Annotated in this window: 16 protein-coding genes, 1 pseudogene and 1 other annotated feature; of the genes and pseudogenes, 13 read left to right on the forward strand and 4 right to left on the reverse strand. The window is 45.2% G+C overall.

Annotated features, from left to right (window positions below):
• Nucleotides 1–6 precede the first annotated feature (6 nt).
• Nucleotides 7–570 carry a hypothetical protein gene (locus JNUCC1_RS11100; RefSeq protein WP_156645578.1) on the forward strand — a complete coding sequence of 188 codons (564 nt, stop codon included), beginning with the start codon at nt 7–9 and terminating at the stop codon, nt 568–570.
• 418 nt (nt 571–988) lie between these two features.
• Here JNUCC1_RS11100 and ileS read toward each other — a convergent pair whose 3' ends face one another.
• Nucleotides 989–4087 (reverse strand): isoleucine--tRNA ligase, encoded by a 3099-nt coding sequence (gene ileS / locus JNUCC1_RS11105; RefSeq protein ID WP_156645579.1) that lies wholly within the window; start codon nt 4085–4087, stop codon nt 989–991.
• A gap of 72 nt (nt 4088–4159) precedes the next feature.
• Nucleotides 4160–4379, reverse strand: a binding site (T-box leader).
• Nucleotides 4380–4578: 199 nt separating this feature from the next.
• Here ileS and JNUCC1_RS11110 point away from each other — a divergent pair.
• The 6 genes from JNUCC1_RS11110 (at nt 4579) to JNUCC1_RS11135 (ending at nt 10832) form a co-directional block, all read left to right on the forward strand.
• Nucleotides 4579–5220: a class I SAM-dependent methyltransferase gene (locus JNUCC1_RS11110; RefSeq protein WP_156645580.1), complete on the forward strand. Its 642-nt coding sequence runs from the start codon at nt 4579–4581 to the stop codon at nt 5218–5220.
• 429 nt (nt 5221–5649) lie between these two features.
• Complete coding sequence (locus JNUCC1_RS11115) at nt 5650–5901, forward strand: hypothetical protein (RefSeq protein ID WP_156645581.1); 252 nt, start codon at nt 5650–5652, stop codon at nt 5899–5901.
• A 73-nt stretch (nt 5902–5974) separates the two neighbouring features.
• Nucleotides 5975–6544: a GTP cyclohydrolase I FolE gene (gene folE / locus JNUCC1_RS11120; RefSeq protein WP_156645582.1), complete on the forward strand. Its 570-nt coding sequence runs from the start codon at nt 5975–5977 to the stop codon at nt 6542–6544.
• A gap of 145 nt (nt 6545–6689) precedes the next feature.
• Nucleotides 6690–7868 carry a 5,10-methylene-tetrahydrofolate dehydrogenase gene (locus tag JNUCC1_RS11125; RefSeq protein WP_156645583.1) on the forward strand — a complete coding sequence of 393 codons (1179 nt, stop codon included), beginning with the start codon at nt 6690–6692 and terminating at the stop codon, nt 7866–7868.
• Entirely contained in the window at nt 7865–9022 is a 1158-nt protein-coding gene (locus tag JNUCC1_RS11130) for a 5,10-methylene-tetrahydrofolate dehydrogenase (protein ID WP_156645584.1), read from the forward strand. Before JNUCC1_RS11125 ends, JNUCC1_RS11130 begins: the two co-directional genes overlap by 4 nt.
• A gap of 112 nt (nt 9023–9134) precedes the next feature.
• Nucleotides 9135–10832, forward strand: coding sequence for a DUF2207 domain-containing protein (locus tag JNUCC1_RS11135; protein ID WP_156645585.1), 1698 nt, complete (start codon nt 9135–9137; stop codon nt 10830–10832).
• 80 nt (nt 10833–10912) lie between these two features.
• On the opposite strand, the gene JNUCC1_RS11140 is transcribed toward JNUCC1_RS11135, so the two are convergent.
• Nucleotides 10913–11347, reverse strand: a complete 435-nt coding sequence (locus JNUCC1_RS11140) for a general stress protein (RefSeq protein ID WP_156645586.1) — start codon at nt 11345–11347, stop codon at nt 10913–10915.
• An 87-nt stretch (nt 11348–11434) separates the two neighbouring features.
• Nucleotides 11435–11914, reverse strand: a complete 480-nt coding sequence (locus tag JNUCC1_RS11145; protein ID WP_156645587.1) for a hypothetical protein — start codon at nt 11912–11914, stop codon at nt 11435–11437.
• 217 nt (nt 11915–12131) lie between these two features.
• Here JNUCC1_RS11145 and JNUCC1_RS11150 point away from each other — a divergent pair, with 217 nt between their 5' ends.
• The 5 genes and pseudogenes from JNUCC1_RS11150 (at nt 12132) to JNUCC1_RS11165 (ending at nt 17731) form a co-directional block, all read left to right on the forward strand.
• Nucleotides 12132–13688 carry a spore germination protein gene (locus JNUCC1_RS11150; protein WP_442915467.1) on the forward strand — a complete coding sequence of 519 codons (1557 nt, stop codon included), beginning with the start codon at nt 12132–12134 and terminating at the stop codon, nt 13686–13688.
• On the forward strand, nt 13685–14782 hold the full coding sequence (locus tag JNUCC1_RS11155; RefSeq protein ID WP_156645588.1) for a GerAB/ArcD/ProY family transporter: 1098 nt from the start codon (nt 13685–13687) through the stop codon (nt 14780–14782). The genes JNUCC1_RS11150 and JNUCC1_RS11155 overlap by 4 nt, the downstream gene beginning before the upstream one ends.
• Before the next feature lie 3 nt (nt 14783–14785).
• Complete coding sequence (locus tag JNUCC1_RS11160) at nt 14786–15979, forward strand: Ger(x)C family spore germination protein (protein WP_156645589.1); 1194 nt, start codon at nt 14786–14788, stop codon at nt 15977–15979.
• 1 nt (nt 15980) lies between these two features.
• Nucleotides 15981–16142, forward strand: a complete 162-nt coding sequence (locus JNUCC1_RS18265; protein ID WP_197431717.1) for a hypothetical protein — start codon at nt 15981–15983, stop codon at nt 16140–16142.
• 96 nt (nt 16143–16238) lie between these two features.
• Nucleotides 16239–17731: pseudogene (locus JNUCC1_RS11165) on the forward strand (amidase).
• Nucleotides 17732–17942: 211 nt separating this feature from the next.
• On the opposite strand, the gene JNUCC1_RS11170 reads toward JNUCC1_RS11165, so the two are convergent.
• Nucleotides 17943–18902: a nuclease-related domain-containing protein gene (locus JNUCC1_RS11170; protein ID WP_156645590.1), complete on the reverse strand. Its 960-nt coding sequence runs from the start codon at nt 18900–18902 to the stop codon at nt 17943–17945.
• A 260-nt stretch (nt 18903–19162) separates the two neighbouring features.
• Between JNUCC1_RS11170 and JNUCC1_RS11175 the strand changes: the two genes are divergently transcribed.
• Nucleotides 19163–20122: an AAA family ATPase gene (locus tag JNUCC1_RS11175; RefSeq protein WP_156645591.1), complete on the forward strand. Its 960-nt coding sequence runs from the start codon at nt 19163–19165 to the stop codon at nt 20120–20122.

A 20122-nucleotide genomic window follows, 5' to 3' on the forward strand; every position in this document is an offset into this window, starting at 1 on the left:
TTTGACATGAAGCAGTTATGGATGGGGTTTCTCATGTATATGATTTTGATACTGCCATTTGTCTCTGACTGGATGGAGGCGCGCATGATCGTCCATATGCTGCTTCAAATGCCTTTGCTCATTGTTGCAGGGTACTGGATGGGGAAAGGGATCATTCCGCACACACGCCGTTTTTGGGTAAAGTGGAATGCAGCGGGAGGCCCTGGTATATTGGTTTTTGTGTTCATTACAATGTATTGGATGCTGCCAAGAGCCATGGATGAAGCGCTCGTCTTATCGCATGTTGAGTGGTTTAAATTTATCAGTCTTCCAATCGCAGGCATATGTCTTTTTGACAGCTGGAAAAAATCATCCGGTATTATAAAAAGTTTTGTGTTCTTGAATTACTTATCCATGTTTGCTTTGATGGGATGGCTGTATATTGATTCCCCAATCCAGCTCTGCAACAACTATCTGGAAACACAGCAACGGCTTTTAGGCTGGGGCTTTGTCTTAATAACAGCTTTAATGGTCGTGTACTTGCTGCAAATCGTCTTTGTTGATCAAGGAGAAGCAGAAGCAAGTGAATAACGCACCGTGTTCGTGAAATTCGAAGTAAGTAAATATATGACGACAGCTACATTTAAAACTTAGCGTGGTTGAAAATGGAAATGAATGTGCAAATCTGCGTCTGAATGTGCATATATGGAAATGAGTGTGCAAATCTGCGGCCGAACGTGCATATACGGAAATGAATGTGCAAATCCGCAGTCGAATGTGCATATCACAGAATGAATGTGCGTATCCGTACCCTACATGCACAACTAAATCAGGTCAATCGAACATCGAGTACTTTCCTTCAATTGCCAGGACTAGTCGCTCAAATTTTCCCTACGTCGCGGTTTTTGCTTACCATTCATTCACAGAACAACCATCCTTTAAAAAAGAAACCAAAAAAGAGCAGCGCCTGCCTCAGACTGACTGCTCTTTTTCGTTCGATTGATCTTGCTTACTGCACCAAGGCCAATTTCAACGTATGGTCACCAAGTGTGTAAACTTTCATTTCTTCTGATGTGCTGTCTCCAGAAATTGTCAGCTCTTTTACGAGAACGTTGTCGCGAACAAGGGATTCATTTTCCTTGATCGCTGCGACGATATCGTCATCACCACCGAGGATAATGTTGATGCGCAGGTCAATCGGCAGATCCTGCTGCTTGCGTTCGTCCTGGATAGCTCGGATGACTTCGCGTGCAAGACCTTCGAGACGCAATGATTCTGTGATTGTCGTATCGAGGACCACGTTGAAGTCCTGGTTGGAGCCCATTGACAATCCAGCATCTGCCACGCGTTCAACATTCAACAGATCCATTGTCACTTCAAGCTCCCCATCGTCTGTTGGGACAACGGCTTTTTCACTTTGGACGACCTGAGCGGCTTCATCTTCAGAGAGTGCTTCAAGAAAATCTTTAACAACACGCACATTTTTACCGAGTACAGGTCCTGCTGCTCGGAAGTTTAATTTGACATCATAACGGACCAATTCATCTGACGAATGTTTAACAACGACATCCTTCACGTTGATTTCATCCTCAATAATGTCGCGGTATTTCTCCAATGCCGCACCTTTGTCCGGATTGACTGGGATTACCGTCAATTCAGAAAGAGGCTGCTTCGTTTTAATGGCTTCTGTATTGCGCACACCTCGGGCCAATTCCACAACCTGCAGAACGGTGTCCATGTCAGCTTCGAGTTCCTCATCAATCAACGCCTCATCCACTTTCGGGAAAAAGTCAAGATGAACACTTTTACCTGTCAGGTTTTGATGGATGTCCTCTGAAAGGAACGGTGTATATGGTGCCATCAGCTTGCTGAGCTGTGTCAACACAGTATGCAAGGTGTGATAGGCGGCTGTCTTGGAAGGTGTCATGCCTTCTTCCCAGAAGCGATCACGGGACCGACGGATATACCAGTTACTTAGCTCATCGACAAAGCGTTCAATCGCCTTGGCTGCCTTTGTGAAGTCATAGGCATCGAGCGCTTCCTCCACCACGACGGTCACAGAATTCAGGCGTGACATAATCCAGCGGTCGAGCAATGTTTTCTCGCCTTCATTACCAGCGTCAAATGTGTAGCCGTCAATGTTGGCATATAATGTGTAAAAGCCGTGTGTGTTGACGAGCGTATCAATCACCTTGGATTTAGCCTCAATGACAACCCGTTCAGAAAAACGTTTGTTATTCCATGGGGCACTGTCGGCAAGAAGCGCCCAGCGGAAGGCATCGGCTCCGAATTTGGTAACCAGGTCTGTCGGACTCAAGGCATTCCCTTTACTCTTGGACATCTTGCGCCCATGTTCATCAAGAATATGCCCGGTTGACAAAACGCGCTTATACGGTGCTTTGCCCGTGAAAAGTGTGGACACGGCAAGCAAGCTGTAAAACCAGCCGCGTGTCTGATCAATTCCCTCACAGATCACGTCAGCAGGGTATTGTTTCTCAAATTGCTCTTTGTTTTCAAACGGATAATGCTGCTGTGCAAATGGCATAGAGCCGCTGTCGAACCAGACGTCGATTACTTCCGGCACGCGATGCATGGTCCCGTCACATTTCTCACATTTTAGTTCCACACGGTCAACGTACGGTTTATGCAGTTCGATGTCACCTATGTCACCAATCGCTTTTTCCAGTAGATCAGCCTGGCTGTGCGGTGCATACTGGTGGTCACAATCATCACAAATCCAGATCGGCAGTGGGGTCCCCCAAAAACGGTTCCGGCCAATGTTCCAGTCAACCATATTTTCCAAGAAATTGCCGAAACGTCCGTGTTTAATGTGGTGTGGATGCCACTCGACCGTTTCGTTGTTGGCAATGAATTGATCTTTCAGGTCGGTTGTTTTGATAAACCAGCTTTCGATTGCATAGTACAGAAGCGGTGTATCACAGCGCCAGCAATGCGGGTAACTGTGTTCGTATTTTTCCTTATGATAAAGCAGCCCTTTTTCAGAGAGATACTTGACGATGTCAACGTCACAGTCTTTAACAAAACGTCCAGCAAATAACGGGATGTCGTCAGTGTAACGTCCGGCTGCATCAACAACATTATAAAAAGAGAGCCCTTTTTCCAAAACAAGCTTGTAGTCATCTTCACCATAAGCAGGCGCCGCATGAACAACACCGGTACCACTGTCAGCGGTGACGAAATCAGCTACCACAACATAATGGCCGTTTTCTGGCTGCATGAACGGGAATACTGGTTCATAATCAATTCCAGCGAGGTCGCTGCCTTTATGACGCGAAACGATTTCATATGATTCACCGAGTACCTTATCAGCAAGGGCTTCAGCCACAATGTAGACTTCACCATTCTGGCGCGCTTTGACATAGTCAAGGTCAGGATTCACGGCGAGTGTCACGTTGGCCGGCAATGTCCAAGGCGTTGTTGTCCATCCGAGGAAAAATTCATTTTCAGAGCCTTTCACCTTGAATTTCGCTGTGGCCGAGAGGTCTTTAACGTCCTCATAACCCTGGGCAACTTCATGGGAGCTGAGCGTGGTCTGGCAACTTGGGCAATAAGGACTGACACGGTGCCCCTTGGAGAGCAAATCGCGCTTATGCAAATCGCTTAAGATATACCAGACACTTTCGATATAGCGGTTTTGCAGCGTGACATACGGATCGTCCATATCGAGCCAGTACCCGATCGACTCAGTAAACTCACGCCACTCTTTTTCATAATTAAAGACGCTCTTCTTACATTCTTCAATGAACTTCTCCACGCCATATTCTTGAATTTCCTGCTTTCCGGAGATGCCGAGCTGCTTTTCAACCTCAAGCTCAACAGGGAGACCATGTGTATCCCAGCCCCCTTTGCGGAGAACCTGATAACCTTGCATCGTTTTATAACGACCGACAAAATCTTTGATTACCCGACCAAGCACGTGTCCGGCATGGGGCAGACCGTTTGCTGTCGGCGGTCCTTCGTAAAAGACAAACGTTTCCGCGCCCTCACGCTCATCCATCGAACGTTTGAACACATTGTTTTCATTCCAATAATCTTTGACCCGATTTTCGCGGTCCAATGCCGCTTCTTTCGTATTAACACTGCGCATCGTTTTCCACCTCTTATATATGAATTATTTTAATAGCCATTTTGAACATTAAAAAACCGCCCACTGCTCGAAAGCAGGGACGGATTATTCCGCGGTACCACCCAAATTCCGTATCACAATAGTGAACGGCACTCGTAAGACGGATAACGGCCGTCAGCCGGTTTCGCCTACTGGAAAAGTTCAGCCAAACGTCTCAGGGATGATCTTCAGTCTGCACGTGCCATCGCTTTTCACCAGCCAGCGACTCTCTAAAAGCTCCATGACAGTTTACTCTTCCCGTCAATGACAAAAACGTATTTATACTAAATCGTACACCGTAACTCGCGGGTTGTAAAGCATTATTGTTTAAAGTTTTGCCCATTTTGACCAAAAGCAAACAGCGAATGTGATATACTTTCCATAATTAGGTATGAAAGCGGTGAACAAAATGGAACGATTGCGTCAAACGGTCTCCAATCATTCATAAATTATTGAAGGAGGCTAACTGAAAAATGAAAGCATCAGACATTATACCGTTTTACGGTGGAACATATCCTGATTTATTTGAAATTGAACGGCGTTGTATGGACCGGAAAGGAAACGTGATAGACTTCCTTGATCAAAACTTGCCAAACGGGCTCGCACTCGACATCGGCGCCGGCAATGGCCACACGGCCGAACGTCTGCTAAACGATAACAGGCAAATTGTGGCTATGGAACCTGATGAGACGATGATTGATCCTGAAAAGCCCCTTATCTGGTCAAGAGGAACAGCTCAATCGATCCCGTTTCATACCAATACTTTTAAGAGCGCTTATGCGACCTGGGCTTTCTTTTTCGATGGTATGCCAGATGTTGATCAAGGACTCGCTGAAGTTGCACGCGTCGTTGAACCAGGCGGTCAGATCATCATTGTGGACAATTACGGTTACGATGAATTTTGTGCCTTGTCATCCCGGCCGATAGCCAGTGATGTAAATTATTGGTCGGCAAGAGGATTTAACCACACTGTAATTGATACTGTATTTGCTTTTGACTCAGTGGAGGAAGCACGAAAATTGTTATCGTTCTATTTCGGAGCAGCGGGTGAGAAAGTCGAGCAAATGATCTTTGAATACAAAGTCGTTGCTTATACGAAAACGAATCAAAAGTGAATCAAATAAATCCCTTCTTGAGTGCCAGTTTGATCAAAGGGTTAAAAAGTCAAGGCTACATTTGTGTAGGTTGTTGCAATTACTTAAAGCACAGTATAAGTAAACTGCGAAGTAACTAGGCAGAATTTATGACTGCTTCATGCGGCCGCTCGGGGGAAACACTGCGCTTTCCGCGGGCGCTGCTGAGCCTCGGGCCCACAGGATGTGGGTCATGACGGCGTTGCGACAGGACGTCGCGGTTTTAGCCTTCCTTCCCCTATATCGCGCTTGCGGGGTTTCACCGAGGCTTGTCCTCCTGCTGGAGTCTCCGTGTTTCCCCGAGCGGTTGCCAGGGGCAGTCATTTCAGGCTTTCTTTGGTTCGTAGTTTGTGTCTACTATTCATTAATAGTTAATTTGTAGAAGCAATTACTTTTTAGAAAGGGGATAGAATGGATAAGGACTATGAAAGAGCTAAAGAGCGCGAAAAAAGACGATGGGATGAGTATGATCAAAGGGAGAGTTCCTCAGATCACACACCGATGAACGATGCAATGGATCATTTCAGTAAAATTGAAGGTTATCCGACTAAAAAACCGGCAAAAATGAAAAGTTTGCCTTTACCTATTCGGATTGTCGGCTATTTATTGCTTGGCATCATGGCTTTGAGTTTGCTGGTTGGTCTCGTATTGAATTTTATTTAGAACCTCCACGACTTTTGTAGTATACTACACGTTAGACTCTTTTAATTTTGCTGTTGTGAATGGAGGTAATGACATGGCAGTGGACCATGGAAAAATAGAACAGGCGGCGCGCATGATTCTGGAAGCGATCGGGGATGATCCGGATCGTGAAGGGCTGAAAGACACGCCGGCACGAATTGCACGCATGTATGAAGAAGTGTTCCAAGGCATGCATCAAGATCCGAAAGAATACTTTGCAACAATATTCAGTGAAGATCATGAGGAACTTGTGCTCGTTAAAGATATTCCGTTTTATTCGATGTGTGAACATCACCTTGTTCCATTCTACGGCGTGGCGCACATCGGCTATATTCCTAAAGGCGGCCGAGTGACTGGCCTAAGCAAACTGGCACGTGCAGTTGAAACTGTAACGAGGCGACCACAGCTGCAGGAGCGGATTACCTCAACCATCGCCGATTCGATGATGGAGACACTTGATCCACACGGCGTCATCATTGTGATCGAGGCAGAACATATGTGTATGACGATGCGCGGCGTTAAGAAACCTGGAGCCAAAACCGTCACATCGGGTGTGAGAGGTATTTTTCAAAAAGAGCCAGCTGCAAGAGCAGAAGTCTTCAGCTTGATCAAAGGCCAGGGCTGAATAATAAGCGTAAAGAGTCGTTACCTGAAAAGGGGCGGCTCTTTTTTGTTCATAGAGAAAGCGTCCAGTGCCATACTAGGTTTTATAGGCTGTTGGTCGGGTATATAGGGGTAATGAACAAGCTATTTAAAGGAGGCTTCATGGTGTGACATCAAAGATTGTTGGACTGATTCCCTCTCCCGATTTACCTGCAGATCTTGCCTTCAAAATTAAAGACAAATTGAAGCTCGATTTAAACAAACATGTTGACCAAGACGTTGAGTGGGAAGTGGAGATTGATGTTGACCCACTGACTGGTTCAGCTGAGTATGTAAATGAAGTGATCGACAAAGCTGTCGACATAAAAGATAAAAAAGGCTGGGACTATGCAGTTTGTTTAACTGACCTTCCAAGTCTATCTAACAACAAAGTGGTGACATCAGATGTGAGCGTCAGGCGACAGACCGGCCTGATTTCTTTGCCTTCATTTGGAGCTTTCCCCTTGAAAAAAAGGATTAGAAAAGCGATAACCTATGTTGTTGATTTGATGTACACAAACGATGGACTGGATGACGGGGAAGAACAAACTGCATCACACCTTAAGTGGCGGTTCTTGTTTTCGCGTGTGAAGCGTGTGAAGCCTGAAGATGATAATAAAACGGACAACCGGTTTATCCTGCAGTCCAGAATTATCGGCTGGCTCCGGCTCCTATCAGGCATGACATTTGCCAACAAGCCCTGGACAGCACTCGGATCGTTTACCAAAGTACTGACACTGGCATTCGCAACCGGCACGTATATTTCCATTTTTTCTACCCCATGGCAGTTAAGTGTTGCGTATTCGATCCCGCGTTTTCTCCTCCTCATGCTTCTGTCGATCGCAGGCATGGTCATCTGGATCATTTTCGCTCATAAACTATGGGAGAAACCAACAGATAAGGGGCAGAGTCAATTCAGAAAGCTGTATAACTTGACCACCGTGGCAACGCTTACGGTGATTGTCTTGATCAATTATGCCGTGCTTTATATCCTGTTCATGATCAGTATTGCGATCTTTGTGCCGGAGAACTTGTTCGAAGGCTGGACACAAGTGGATGCGGAGGCCTCGATCCAGTATTTCGTACGATTGGCCTGGCTGGCGACGTCACTTGGGACATTGGCAGGAGCTGTGGGTGCGACAGGAGAGAAAGAAGAGCGTATCAAGCACATCACCTACTCCTATCGTCAACTGACACGTAGCTATGAACTTAAAAAGAAGCAAGAAAAAAGTAAGAGTTCAGATGCTGCTGAACGCGATGAATCACAAGTGAAGAAACAAGCACACGAGGAGGGCGAGCTTTCATGACACAAGAAATCTCAATTGGTTTAATTGCCGCTCCTGAGCTTGCGAATGAACTTGCGAATGATTTAATTGACCTCTTGCCAGATTCATTAGACGAACACTTGCCGAACGAAACAGTGTGGACCGTCGACAGCGTCATCGATCCGCTGACAGGGGCAGCTGAAAATGCGGGGGATATCTTTAAAGAAGCGGTTGATTACAGAGATGTGAGAGGCTGGAATTATATTATCTGTCTGACAGATCTTCCTGTTTTTCATAAGAAAGATATCGTAGCTGTTGATATTAATGAGACATCGGACGTATGTATTGTATCGATTCCAGCTTTCGGCTGGCGGCCTGTTTTGCATCGTATAAAAAAGACAATCATTCAGGTTGTAGGTGAAATGCATGGCATGTCAGGCCAAAAAGAGAATGAATTAAGTGACGATCCTCAAAAACAACAAGAAATACTGTCGTCTGACTTGTTACGTCGGCAGTTCCCAATTTCTCCTGTAAGAAAGGTGCGATCATTGCTCACAGAAACAGGAGAAGTGCACACCCGCTATCTTGTAGTGCCCAAACTCAATGGTGGACTGCGTTTGTTGTCTGGCATGACCTTTGCCAATAATCCGCTGAAAATGATGTCAACCCTCACAAATGTGATTGCCATTGCGTTTACAACTGGAGCCTTCGGTATGATCTTCACGACGATGTGGCGACTTAGTCATTTGTTCACGGTTTGGCGTTTGACAGGTATTACATTAACAGCAATTTTTGGTATGGTGCTGTGGGTGATTGTGGCTCATGGGTTATGGGAGAAACAGAGCTCGAATTTCAATCAAAAAAGTAAACGGCTACGCAGGCTGTACAATATGACAACCGTAACGACACTCTTAATTTCTGTCACAGGTTATTACGCTGTGGTTTATCTGTTATTCTTTGGGACTGCGCTCGTATTCATTCCACCTGATATTTTAGGCGAAACGCTGATGCTCGGTGAATCTGCGGGTGTCCAGTCCTACTTGAGAATCGCCTGGTTTGCTGCATCGATTTCAACTGTCGCAGGTGCGATTGGTGCCGGTTTGGAGAACGAACAGCTCGTTCGCGATTCAACATACGGATATCGGCAATATCGGCGGTATTACGAAGCCAATAAAAGTTATAAAGAAGAAAAATAAAAAGCTGCGGGTTCCGCAGCTTTTTTGTGCTTTCTCAGTAATAGTAAGGCGTGTGAAACTTTATATCTGTTTGGTTCGTATAATATAGTAGACAAGAGGGGGACATGGTTTTATGAAGAAGCTTTCTTTAATCATTCTAGTTTTAATGGGATTCTTGGTATTTCCGCTCCAAGTTTATGCTGTTGACTTTGACATTGAACAAACGGATATACATGCTTATTTACTGGAAAATAGGAATGTGGATGTTGAAGAAACACACACATATGCATTTGATGGAGAATTTAACGGTATTACGCGTACACTTATTGCAAAAGAAGGTACTCAGATCACGGATGTGCAAGCGACTGAAAACGGAAAGCCGCTAAAAGTGGAGCAGGATGATAATTTATATAAAATCCACCGTAAAGGTGAAGATGAAACGATTACAGCGGTCCTCAGTTATACCATTGAAAATGGCCTAGAAGTATATTCCGATCTGGGACAATTCTATTGGGCGTTTTTTGACGATGGCAATGAATCGGATTATGAGAATCTCAATATATTTATCCATCCGCCCAAACCTGCTGAAGACCCTGTCTTTTTAGGGTATGATGCTGCCTTTGGTACAGGAAAAACGGCGAAAGATGGGGCTGTTCATTTTGATTTGGGTCATGTGGGCAGCGGACAAAAGGGCGATATAAGAGTGGCATATGACGCTTCTCTTTTCCCAAATGTACCCTCAGCTGGAGATAAGACCATTGCCAACGACATACAGGCTGATCGGGCAGAAATTGAAGCTGATATTGCTGCATTTGAGAAGCGGAAAGATATACTAAGTAAAATTGCGCCAGTCATTCTGGGTGCATTTGGCGTTTATTTAGTCATCTTGCTTATACGTCGCAGCCAATACAAGCAGCAAGTGAAACAAGAAGCAGAACGCCGGTTTGTCGATGACTTTTTCGTGCCTAAAGCGGAATTGAGCATGCCAGCGACCATTCACTTTATGAACAGTGGGGTGCTTGATGCCAATGCACTTTCAGCAGCTCTGCTCGATTTGATAAGAAAAGGTTATGTTAAAGAGGAAGATGAAGAAACGTTTACTGTCATCAATAGACAAACAGATTTCAAGCATGAGCAGATGCTGATCGCCTGGCTCTTTGATATGATCGGGTCTGATGGGACGTTTCGTATGTCAGATCTTGAATCTTACACAGAAAATGAAGATAACCATGAAGCCTATCATCAAAGCTTCCAGAGTTGGCGTGACAGTGTCAAAGAGGAGGTATCGAATGCCCAATTGTATGAAGATCGCTCGAAGGCAAGATGGATGATCGGGGGTTCTAGTCTTCTATTGGTGCCTGCAATTGTCATTTTCGGTATCCACGAGTTGTTTGGCTGGATGCTTGGCGGTATTTTGCTTGTCATCGCCCTTGCAGCGTTTGCACTGGGAGCGATTCGTAAAACGGCCAAAGGTGTTCATATCGAACAACAATGGAAAGACTTCAGTGAGAAGTTTGCTGATGTCGCTCCCACAGAATGGAATGAGTGGCTGGACGACGATCAGAAGCGGGCCTTTATTTACGGTCTTGGGTGTAACAATAAGACCATTCAGGAAAAAAGCCAAGTGTTTATGGAACAGGGGCCTCGTTATGCTGATATTGCGCATGCCCCCGGTACCAATATGTTTTTATTCATGGCCATAGCTGGAACGTTCCAGCACCAGTTTGATAAAGCAGATACAGCCGCTGCGGCCAGTCTTTCTGCTGGCGGAGGCACACCTGGTGTTGGGGGTGGTGTCGGTGGCGGCGGTGGAGGTTCCGGCGCGTTTTAAAGACCAAAGCCGGCCCTGGCTAAACAAATGAAAAACGAGCAGTCTTGTGGAATATCACAGACTGCTCGTTTTTTAGTATTTTAGAAAAACCGAGTGGTCGTATAGGAGTTTCGGTGTTCAAGATCCTCTCTGATGCGTGCTTCTTTTAAATCGTGCACTGTGTCTTTATCCGGCTCAGTGTTATCGTCAGCAATCACATAAAAGTGTCCATCAACGATTTTCTCAATAAACTGGGCAATTTCATCATCTGAAAATTCCAGTGCAGCCAGTTCATCTGTAATGTCGCGGTGATGGTCGGCTTTATTGGTGAATAACTGTTTCATTTTGCTTTTCCATGATGATGATTCAGAAAGGGAATTGGCCACATTTGCTTCTGTTTTTTCTTCAAAGTCTATTGGATTGTCAATGTTTGACAGAATGGTTATGTGAGCAGGCTCATAGCCGCTGTCTGCAAGTTTTTCAGTCATTTTAATCGTTTCAGGAACCGATTGATACGGGCCGAAAATTTCCTTCATCTTCTAACACCTCCAGCATAATGGGGTATTGCTTATTAAAGAATTACCCCGAAATGTAAGCGGCTAAACCATGACAGCTTGTCCTTTTTATACGTCGGATTTTAATAAGATCCATCGCACGAAAGCCCCCACTCCTAAACCAATCGGCATAAATAGGATTGAGAGCCACACCGGTCCGAATTTGACACCACCGATGGAAAGAACGGGTGAAAATATAAGTCCAACAGTCACGATATAGGCAGAGGCGACAAATGGCAGATATGCAAATTTGCTCTTTCCACCCCTGCCGTCGTGATACGCATCCCACATCGCAAAAAAATACAAGCACGGGTAGAACATAAGCCAGTTGTAATTTGTCAGTTCGATTGCTTCCTGAATTTCTCCGTGGAAACTGAGAATGATGACTTGATTAAGATTTCCCATCACATTGACAGCTATTTCGAAAGCAATGAGGATAATGCCTTTAATGTATTTTTGGTTTAAAAGTTGACCAAATCCAGGGAGAGCGATGCTCCACAGCAGCATACCCAATGCGCGACGGTGGTTTGGATGATTGGTTTTCGACATTGCTTTACCGTCCCTCATGGTCCAGAATGGATCTTTTCATTTGTTGGACGGTCATTGCATATGTCCTGATGATGTCATTTGTTTCCATCAAGCAACACTCCTTTAGTGGGTGAGCTTAGTTTTCGCTATCTGTGAGGAGCTTATACAGAGGTTGAGCATCTGTATAAAAACACGAGTTTATGGGAAACAGAAGCTTATACTGTTTTCTAAGTGAGGGATGTTCGTGGATTTCAAATCATTGTTTGGACGGATGAAACAAACAAAGCAAACGTCATCATCTAATCCGGAGAAACTGGCATCCGGGTTAGATGAAAATATCAAACATATAAAAAACCTGCTCGGATCCCCGTCCGACCTGGTGACACGGACATTTGACATCTATCATTCATCAGTAAAATGTGGCGTGGTGTATTTTTCAGGACTGACAAATAGTGAACTCTTACATAAAGATGTGATTAAGCCAGTACAGAACGCAGGTGAAAAAAAGGGTTTCCCTGAAGAGGCAATGGCTGTTTACGATGTGCTCAAGAAAGATGTGATCGCTGCCGGCAATATAAAAACAGGCCAAACTATGGACGATGTGATGGATGCTCTGTTGAGTGGGACGACCGTGTTCTTTGTTGATGGCGTGGATCAAGCGCTTTTAATAGAAATGAAAAAATGGGAAATGAGGTCTGTTGAAGAACCGGTTTCTGAAACGGTGATCAGAGGACCTCGGGATGGATTTGTCGAAACGCTTCAGACCAATCTTGCGACTTTGCGCCGGTATATTCGTGATCCCAATTTACGTTTTGATAGTTATCAGGTAGGGAGGAGATCGAAAAAAGATCTGGTTGTGGCATATGTGGCAGGTGTTATTCATCCTGATATTTTGAAAGAGGTTAAACGGCGATTGGAAGCAATTGACATGGACGATGCCCCTGAATCTGGATTCATTGAACAGTGGATTGAGGAAAGTTTTCTATCGCCTTTTCCGCAATTTATTAATACAGAAAGGCCGGACACGGCTTCGGCAGCAATGTTACAGGGGAAGGTTGTTATTCTGCTTGACGGGTCCCCTTTTGTATTAATTGCGCCGTCAACGCTTGGTAACGCCATGCAATCGCCTGAGGACTATTACGAACGGTGGACAATTGGATCGCTTGTGCGCGGTTTACGGTATATGGCGGGGTTTATTGCGGTGTTTCTGCCTGGTTTGTATATTGCGTTATCCGAATATCATCAAGGGCTGCTTCCCACAAAACTCGCTATGTCGATTGCTGCGACTAGAGAAGGCGTCCCATTTCCGGCTTTTGTAGAAGCACTTTTAATGGTTACCACAATGGAGCTGCTCCGTGAGGCGGGAGCACGATTGCCACAGACGATTGGACAAACGATTGGTATTGTCGGAGGGCTTGTTATTGGTGATGCGGCTGTGCAGGCTGGCATTGTAAGCCCGATCATGGTCATCGTTGTTGCCCTGAATGCTATTGCTTCATTTGCAATTCCAACCTATAGTTTGTCAATTACGTTCAGGATTCTCGCCTATTTCATGATGTTTGCGGCGGGTGTTTTTGGACTGTACGGCATTATCTTAGGTTACATCATGATCAATATTCATATTGTTAATCTGAAAAGCATTGGTGTGCCTTATTCCAGTCCTTTTGCTCCGGCATTTTTGAAGGACTTTAATGATCTGGTTTTTCGCACACCTGTCCCGCTGTTGGATCGTCGCCCAGTGTATTTGCAGCCGCAAGATGATCAATCTGCTGACAAGGGAGGCAAACAATCGTGAAGTCATTTGAATATGCTGGTGGCAAAATCACAGAAAGAGAATTGATGATTGCTGTGACTGGAGCGGTTATTGGTCTTGGTATCCTAGTGATTCCAAGAACATTGGCCGCACATACGAATGCAGCAGACGGACTTGTATCAATTATCATTGGCGGCGTTTTTCTTATAATCATGACCTGGCTGATTGCGAAATTTTCCGCTGTATTCCCTGGCCAAACCATCTCCGATTATGGAGCCACACTTGTCGGCAAGAAGGTAGCTGGTTGCGTTGTTTTTATCTACGGGATTATTATGATGGTTTCTCTGGCACTCAGGATTCGTTTGTCGGCAGATATTACGAAACAATATTTGTTTGATAAAACACCACTCGAGGTGCTGGCCCTGCTCTTTTTATTTGTCCTGGTCTATGCTGTTGGCGGATCGAGAATCGGATTGTTTCGCTTAAATATGCTTTTCTTTCCATTTGTCTTCGTCATTGTGTTGGTGGTAATAGGGTTTAACCTGCAAACTATGGAAATCGGGAACTTGCAGCCGGTGTTTACAACAGACATGAAAGAATACTTTATAGGTTTTGGAACCAGCGCACTCACTTTCTCCGGTTTTGGGATCTTATGGTTTTACATGTCTTTGGTTGAAAATCCCAAAAAAGGTCCAAAAGCTGCGGTGATTGGCTCTGTCATACCAGTTGTGTTATACATCATGCTGTTTGTAGTTATCATTGGTGTTTTCGGAAATACTGTTACAGCAAATTTGGTGTATCCAACTGTAGAACTGGCTAAAAACGCTGCAATTCCGGGTGAGTTTCTGGAACGCTTTGAATCGGTGTTTTTTGTCATTTGGACAATGGCGATATTTAATTCTGCAGCTTTAACGCTGGATATTGCCGTATTTGCTATGACGTCTGTTTTTAAAAAGGCTAAAAAGATGCATGTCATACTGATCTTAACGCCGATCGTTTATTTTATTGGGATGGTACCAGGGAAAATGTACACAGTGGAAATATACGGACAAATAATAGGATACATTACGGTCGGTTACTCAGTCATTCTGATTGCGGGTCTGGGGATCGTGGCTAAAATAAAAGGAGTGGTTTAGCCGATGAAAAAACGGGTTTCTCTCATCGTAGTCATATGCAGTACGCTTATGTTGTCGGGCTGTTGGGATAATATCGATATTGAACGAAAAGGGTTTATTATAGGGACAGCCGTGGATCTGAAAGAAGAGAAGGAAAATGGACAATACGTTCTGACAATGACCAATCAGGTTGCCGTGCCAGCAGTTCTCTCGACACAAATACAAACTGGTGGCGAGGCCAAACCGTTTTTAAACATGAGTGTAGATGGAGAGAGTATGATATCCATTCTAAGAGAAACCGCAACAAGATCGAGTCGGATTCCTTTTTTTGAACATATGAAAGTACTGGTCATCTCCTCAGCCATTGCCGAGAAAACCGACTTGTTTGAGAGTGTGCTTGACTTTTTCCTCCGCGATATGGAGTTGCGGCGTGACATTAAAGTTATGGTCAAAGATGGGGAAAGCGGACAAGCAAAAGACATCCTGGAGGTTAATCCAGCTGTTGAATTACTCCCTACACTCTATGTTAACGAAATTACCGAAAACGTTGGCAAAACCATTCGTATGATGCCTCCTGTGACCGTTGGTGACGTTCATGGTGATATATTGGAAGAGTTTAGTTATGTTTTACCCAAGATCAATGTGGTGTCAGAAAAAAAACTTGAATATGAAGGGGCTGCAGTTTTCAACGGTATGGCAAATCAAATGGTTGGGACGCTTGATGCAGAGGAAATAAAGGGATTAAATTTAGTGACCCGAAAAAACAGGAGCAGTGTGATTGAATTCATGGTCCGCGATCATCTGATGGTTTATGAGTTAGAAATAAGCATACCAAGTATAAAAATTGTTTCGGCAAACCCTGGCGATGTGAGAGTAGATATCAACATTACGACACAAGGGGACATCGCTGAAATGTTTGGAAGTGAATCACTCCTCCATGAAGACTATATAGAAGAAATACAGAAGAAAATAGAAGAGAAGATCGTAAAAATTGTAGAAGGAACGATTAAAACGTCGCAAGAGGATTTAAACACGGATGTGCTCGGTATTGGAAAACAACTGAGCCAGAAACATCCGAAAAAATGGGATCAGTTGAAGGGATACTGGGAAGAAGGAGAGAATTATTTTTCCCAGGTAAGGTTTCAGGTGAAAGCGACTGCGGAAGTTCAGGGGATTGGGGCGGTGGATAAAGCAAAGAAGAAGCGAAAGGATGAGTGATATGTCACTGTGGTATGAACTCGTACTTGCTGTAAAGGAACCCATGATAGTGATTTGCACCGTAATCTCTTTCGTTGTGCCGTTTGGGGTTTATAAAATTAATCAAATGCTGCATCAGTACGGTGATCCGCCTTGGAAACAGGAAGATAAGGAGAACAGTTGAGGCTAGAGGGACAGTATGTGCGAACGAGATGAGTTTTGTTGAGTAATATTCCCTTGATGATACAATGAAGAGGATCATAATCACAGGGGTGGAGAAATGGATTTAGCAACATACACAACAATGGATGCAGTAGAACTTTCAGAACTGGTTACAAGGGGAGAAGTTTCCCCGGAAGAATTGCTTGAGTGTGCGTTTCAGCAATTGGATAAGGTAAATCCGGAATTGAATGCAGTTGTACATGAAAGGCGTGAACGTGTACTTGAAGAAGCGCGTGATGCTGGTGGTAGCAAGGGTGCTTTTGCGGGTGTCCCTATGCTTTTGAAGAATATTTCTCAGGCGCTTGAGGGGGAACCACTCACCAGTGGATCAAGATTGATGGCTGAATATAAAGCTGAGGGACATTCCAATCTGGTGCAGCGGTTGCACGATGCAGGTGTGCTCGTGATGGGACATACAAACGTTCCTGAATTTGCTTTGAAAAATATTACTGAACCGAAATTGAACGGGGCCGCGCGCAACCCGTGGAACCCTGATTATTCACCTGGAGGTTCGAGCGGAGGAGCAGCAGCGGCTGTGGCTGCAGGTGTTGTGCCTGTAGCCGGTGCAAGTGATGGTGGTGGATCGATTCGAATTCCGGCTTCATTTTGTGGCTTGTTTGGATTGAAACCGACACGCGGTCGTACGCCGGTCGGGCCGGGGGCAGGACGTCAATGGCAAGGTGCATCGATCGATTTTGTCCTGAGCCGGAGTGTACGTGATAGCGCGGCAATGCTTGATGAATTGCAGGTTGTTGAACCAGCCGCCGCTTTTCAGGTTCCGCTTTATGAAGGAACGTTTGCTAAGGATATGAAGAGGTCGTTCGATCGTCCTTTAAAAATTGCATATACAACTGCCTCACCAGTTAGGACGCCTGTTTCCGACGATGCGGTGCAGGCTGTTGAGAAAACGGTCGCATGGCTGGAGGCGCAGGGCCATATCCTTGAAGAACATGATAACGGCGTTGATGGCGTGCAGTTGATGCGCAATTATTTTTTAATGAACAGTGGAGAAGTGGCCACGGTTGTAGCTGGGATGGAAGCTATGATGGGCCGTGAACTCACTGCAGATGATATGGAGATCGAGACTTGGATTCTGAATGAAGCTGGGAAGTCCGTCTCGGCAGCCGAGTTTTCTGCGAGCTTAGCATCGTGGGATGTGGCCGCTGCACAAATGGCCGAGCTACATGAGACATATGATTTTTACCTGACACCGACCACGGCTTATACAGCACCGAAAGTTGGAGAGCTGACTTTTTCTGAAGAGGATGAGCAGAGGTTGCGTGAACAGGTGATCAAGCTTGATGGGCGGGACAACAGCAGCTCGTATATGATATGTTCCTGCCCAGCTTGACATATACACCTTTCACACAGCTTGCCAATTTGACCGGGCAGCCTGGCGTGTCGCTCCCGGTGTATGTGTCTGACGCTGGCCTGCCGTTGGGCGTGCAGTTCATGGCTGGAAAAGGTGCGGAACTGAGTCTGTTGCAGCTCGCTTATCAGGTTGAGCAGTCGGAGCTGTGGCAAGGTGTTAAGCAATTGAGTCGGGTTTAGTTTGTGTGAGTTTTAGGATGAGAGTCGCTCCTGGAGGGGAGGGGCTCTTTTTTGGGTGGGAGGAGGTTAGACACGAGAAACTACCGCTCGCACGGAAAAACCGCCGCTCGTGGGAAAAAACCGCCGTTCAGGCCGAGAAACCGCCGCTCGTGGGGGAAAACCGCCGTTCAGGCTGAGAAACCGCCGCACATGCGGGATAACCGCCCCCGTACTAACGTAGAATATACCTCCTGCCTTTATACTTTCCAATAGTATCGTAGTTTTCTTTTGTTAAGAGATGCTTCATCATACTCGGGCTTTCGATTTGCAAAAACTCACGGGCTTCTTGATTTGATATGGTCGGACCGAAGAGCAGTTTGTATTCATGCAGTGCTCTAATATGAGCGCGAGGATCGGTTGCGCCGCACCTTCTGCAGTGGCAGCTTCTTTTTTCACGAACCATCATGGCCTGCTTGCAGTTTGTGCACCAGATGCCTTTCCTGATTTGTGAAAGCGAAATGTTATATTTATCAACGATGCGCTCGTTTTTAGGCTGATGGGATTTGACAAGTAAGCGGGCAATGTCTTCCAGTTCGGTGATGGTAAAGTAATTTTGCTGGTAATGTTTCTTCAAAAGTGGCATTCGCTTCAGCAGGTTCTGTGCAAGAATCAAATCGGGTGTTGAATTGGGATCGGTACTATTCAAGATTACATTGGGATTGGAAAAGACACTTAACGGATGGATTGGGATTGGAGGGATGTTCGCCTTTCGCAAGAAATTCGCGAGATGGTGTCGCTGGATGCTTGCTTGCAGGACTGGATCGTTAAATCGCTGCGGTTTTCCGTTATCATTTTCACGATGTAGGATGCCTGTTTCAGATTGGTAATGAACGACACCGGTGTGATTTTTCACTTCGATAATGGGGAAGAAATTTGGAAGCAAAATGAGGGTGTCAATTTGAAAGCGGTGTGTGCCAGAATGGAGCTCCAATCCATGTAAAACGGGGAATGCTTCTAGTTCGAGCAGATTGTAATAATAGTCGAGACTTCTTTCGCCGAAGAATCCGGATCGTTCTCTTTGAAGTTTGTCGTTCAGGGTAGCATGGAGCGGATCGCTTGGGGTTAGCCGGGGAACTAAAACTTCCAATTGCTGGAGTGATGCGGGCTTGACGCGGGGTAAGAAGGTCACCATAAAAAAACTCCCTTATTTAGTTATTTGCAAATATTATATAAGATTTTTCAAAACAAAGCAATTTGTTCTACAGTGTTTAAAGCCGCCAGAATCGCCACGCATTGTATACACTATTAATCTGTCGGAGATAATAATGGTAATCCGCCTTTTACTTCAAGCCGTCTTTTTAGTATATTAGTAGTAGGTATAAGAAACGTAATTAAACTGCAATCATAATTCAGTCTTTTTAAATAAACGAGGGAAAATGAGGGGCCAATTATATGACACAAGAAATGCTTACGTATCATACTGAAATAGAAAAAGTCATTGCTAACATGAACAGGGTAATGGTTGGGAAGGAAGAAATTGCAACGCTCAGTCTTACAGCACTGCTCGCCCAAGGGCATGTGCTGCTTGAGGATGTGCCAGGCGTGGGGAAGACAATGCTTGTGAGAGCACTTGCCAAATCGCTCGACTGTGACTTCAGAAGGATCCAGTTTACCCCGGACTTGCTTCCATCAGACGTGACGGGGGTATCGATCTACAACCCCAAAGAAATGGAATTTGAATTTCGTGAAGGGCCGATCTTCGGAAATGTCGTCCTGGCCGACGAAATTAACCGCACATCGCCGAAAACGCAATCTGCTCTTCTTGAAGGTATGGAAGAAAAAAGCGTCACGGTCGATGGAAGCACGCGTCCCCTGAAGAAGCCTTTCTTCGTTATGGCTACTCAAAACCCGATTGAATATGAGGGGACATACCCATTGCCAGAAGCACAGCTTGACCGTTTTATCATCAAAATGAAAATGGGCTACCCGACTCAAGAGGAAGAACTCGAAATGCTCGCCCGAACCGCTTCCGGCCACCCGATAGATTCCCTTAGCGCTGTGATTACCAGAGATGAACTTGCGACGCTTCAATCTAAAGTACAGTCGATCTATATTGAGAAAAACATTCAAAGCTACATTATCAATCTCGCATCTGCTACCCGGACACATCCATCAAGCTATCTTGGTGTTTCGCCGCGGGGTTCTATGGCTTTAATGAAGACGGCTCAAGCTTATGCGTTTATCTGCGGGCGTGATTACGTCCTGCCTGACGATGTGAAATATCTCGCACCATTTGTTATGACACACCGTGTGATTCCAACGACAGAAGCGACTTTTAATGGCGTCGGATCTGAAGTGATTGTGGATGAAGTGATTAAACAGACACACATTCCAATTCGAAAGGATCTTTAG

It is taken from the genome of Lentibacillus sp. JNUCC-1 (assembly GCF_009741735.1).
Classification (GTDB): Bacteria; Bacillota; Bacilli; order Bacillales; family Amphibacillaceae; genus Lentibacillus_B.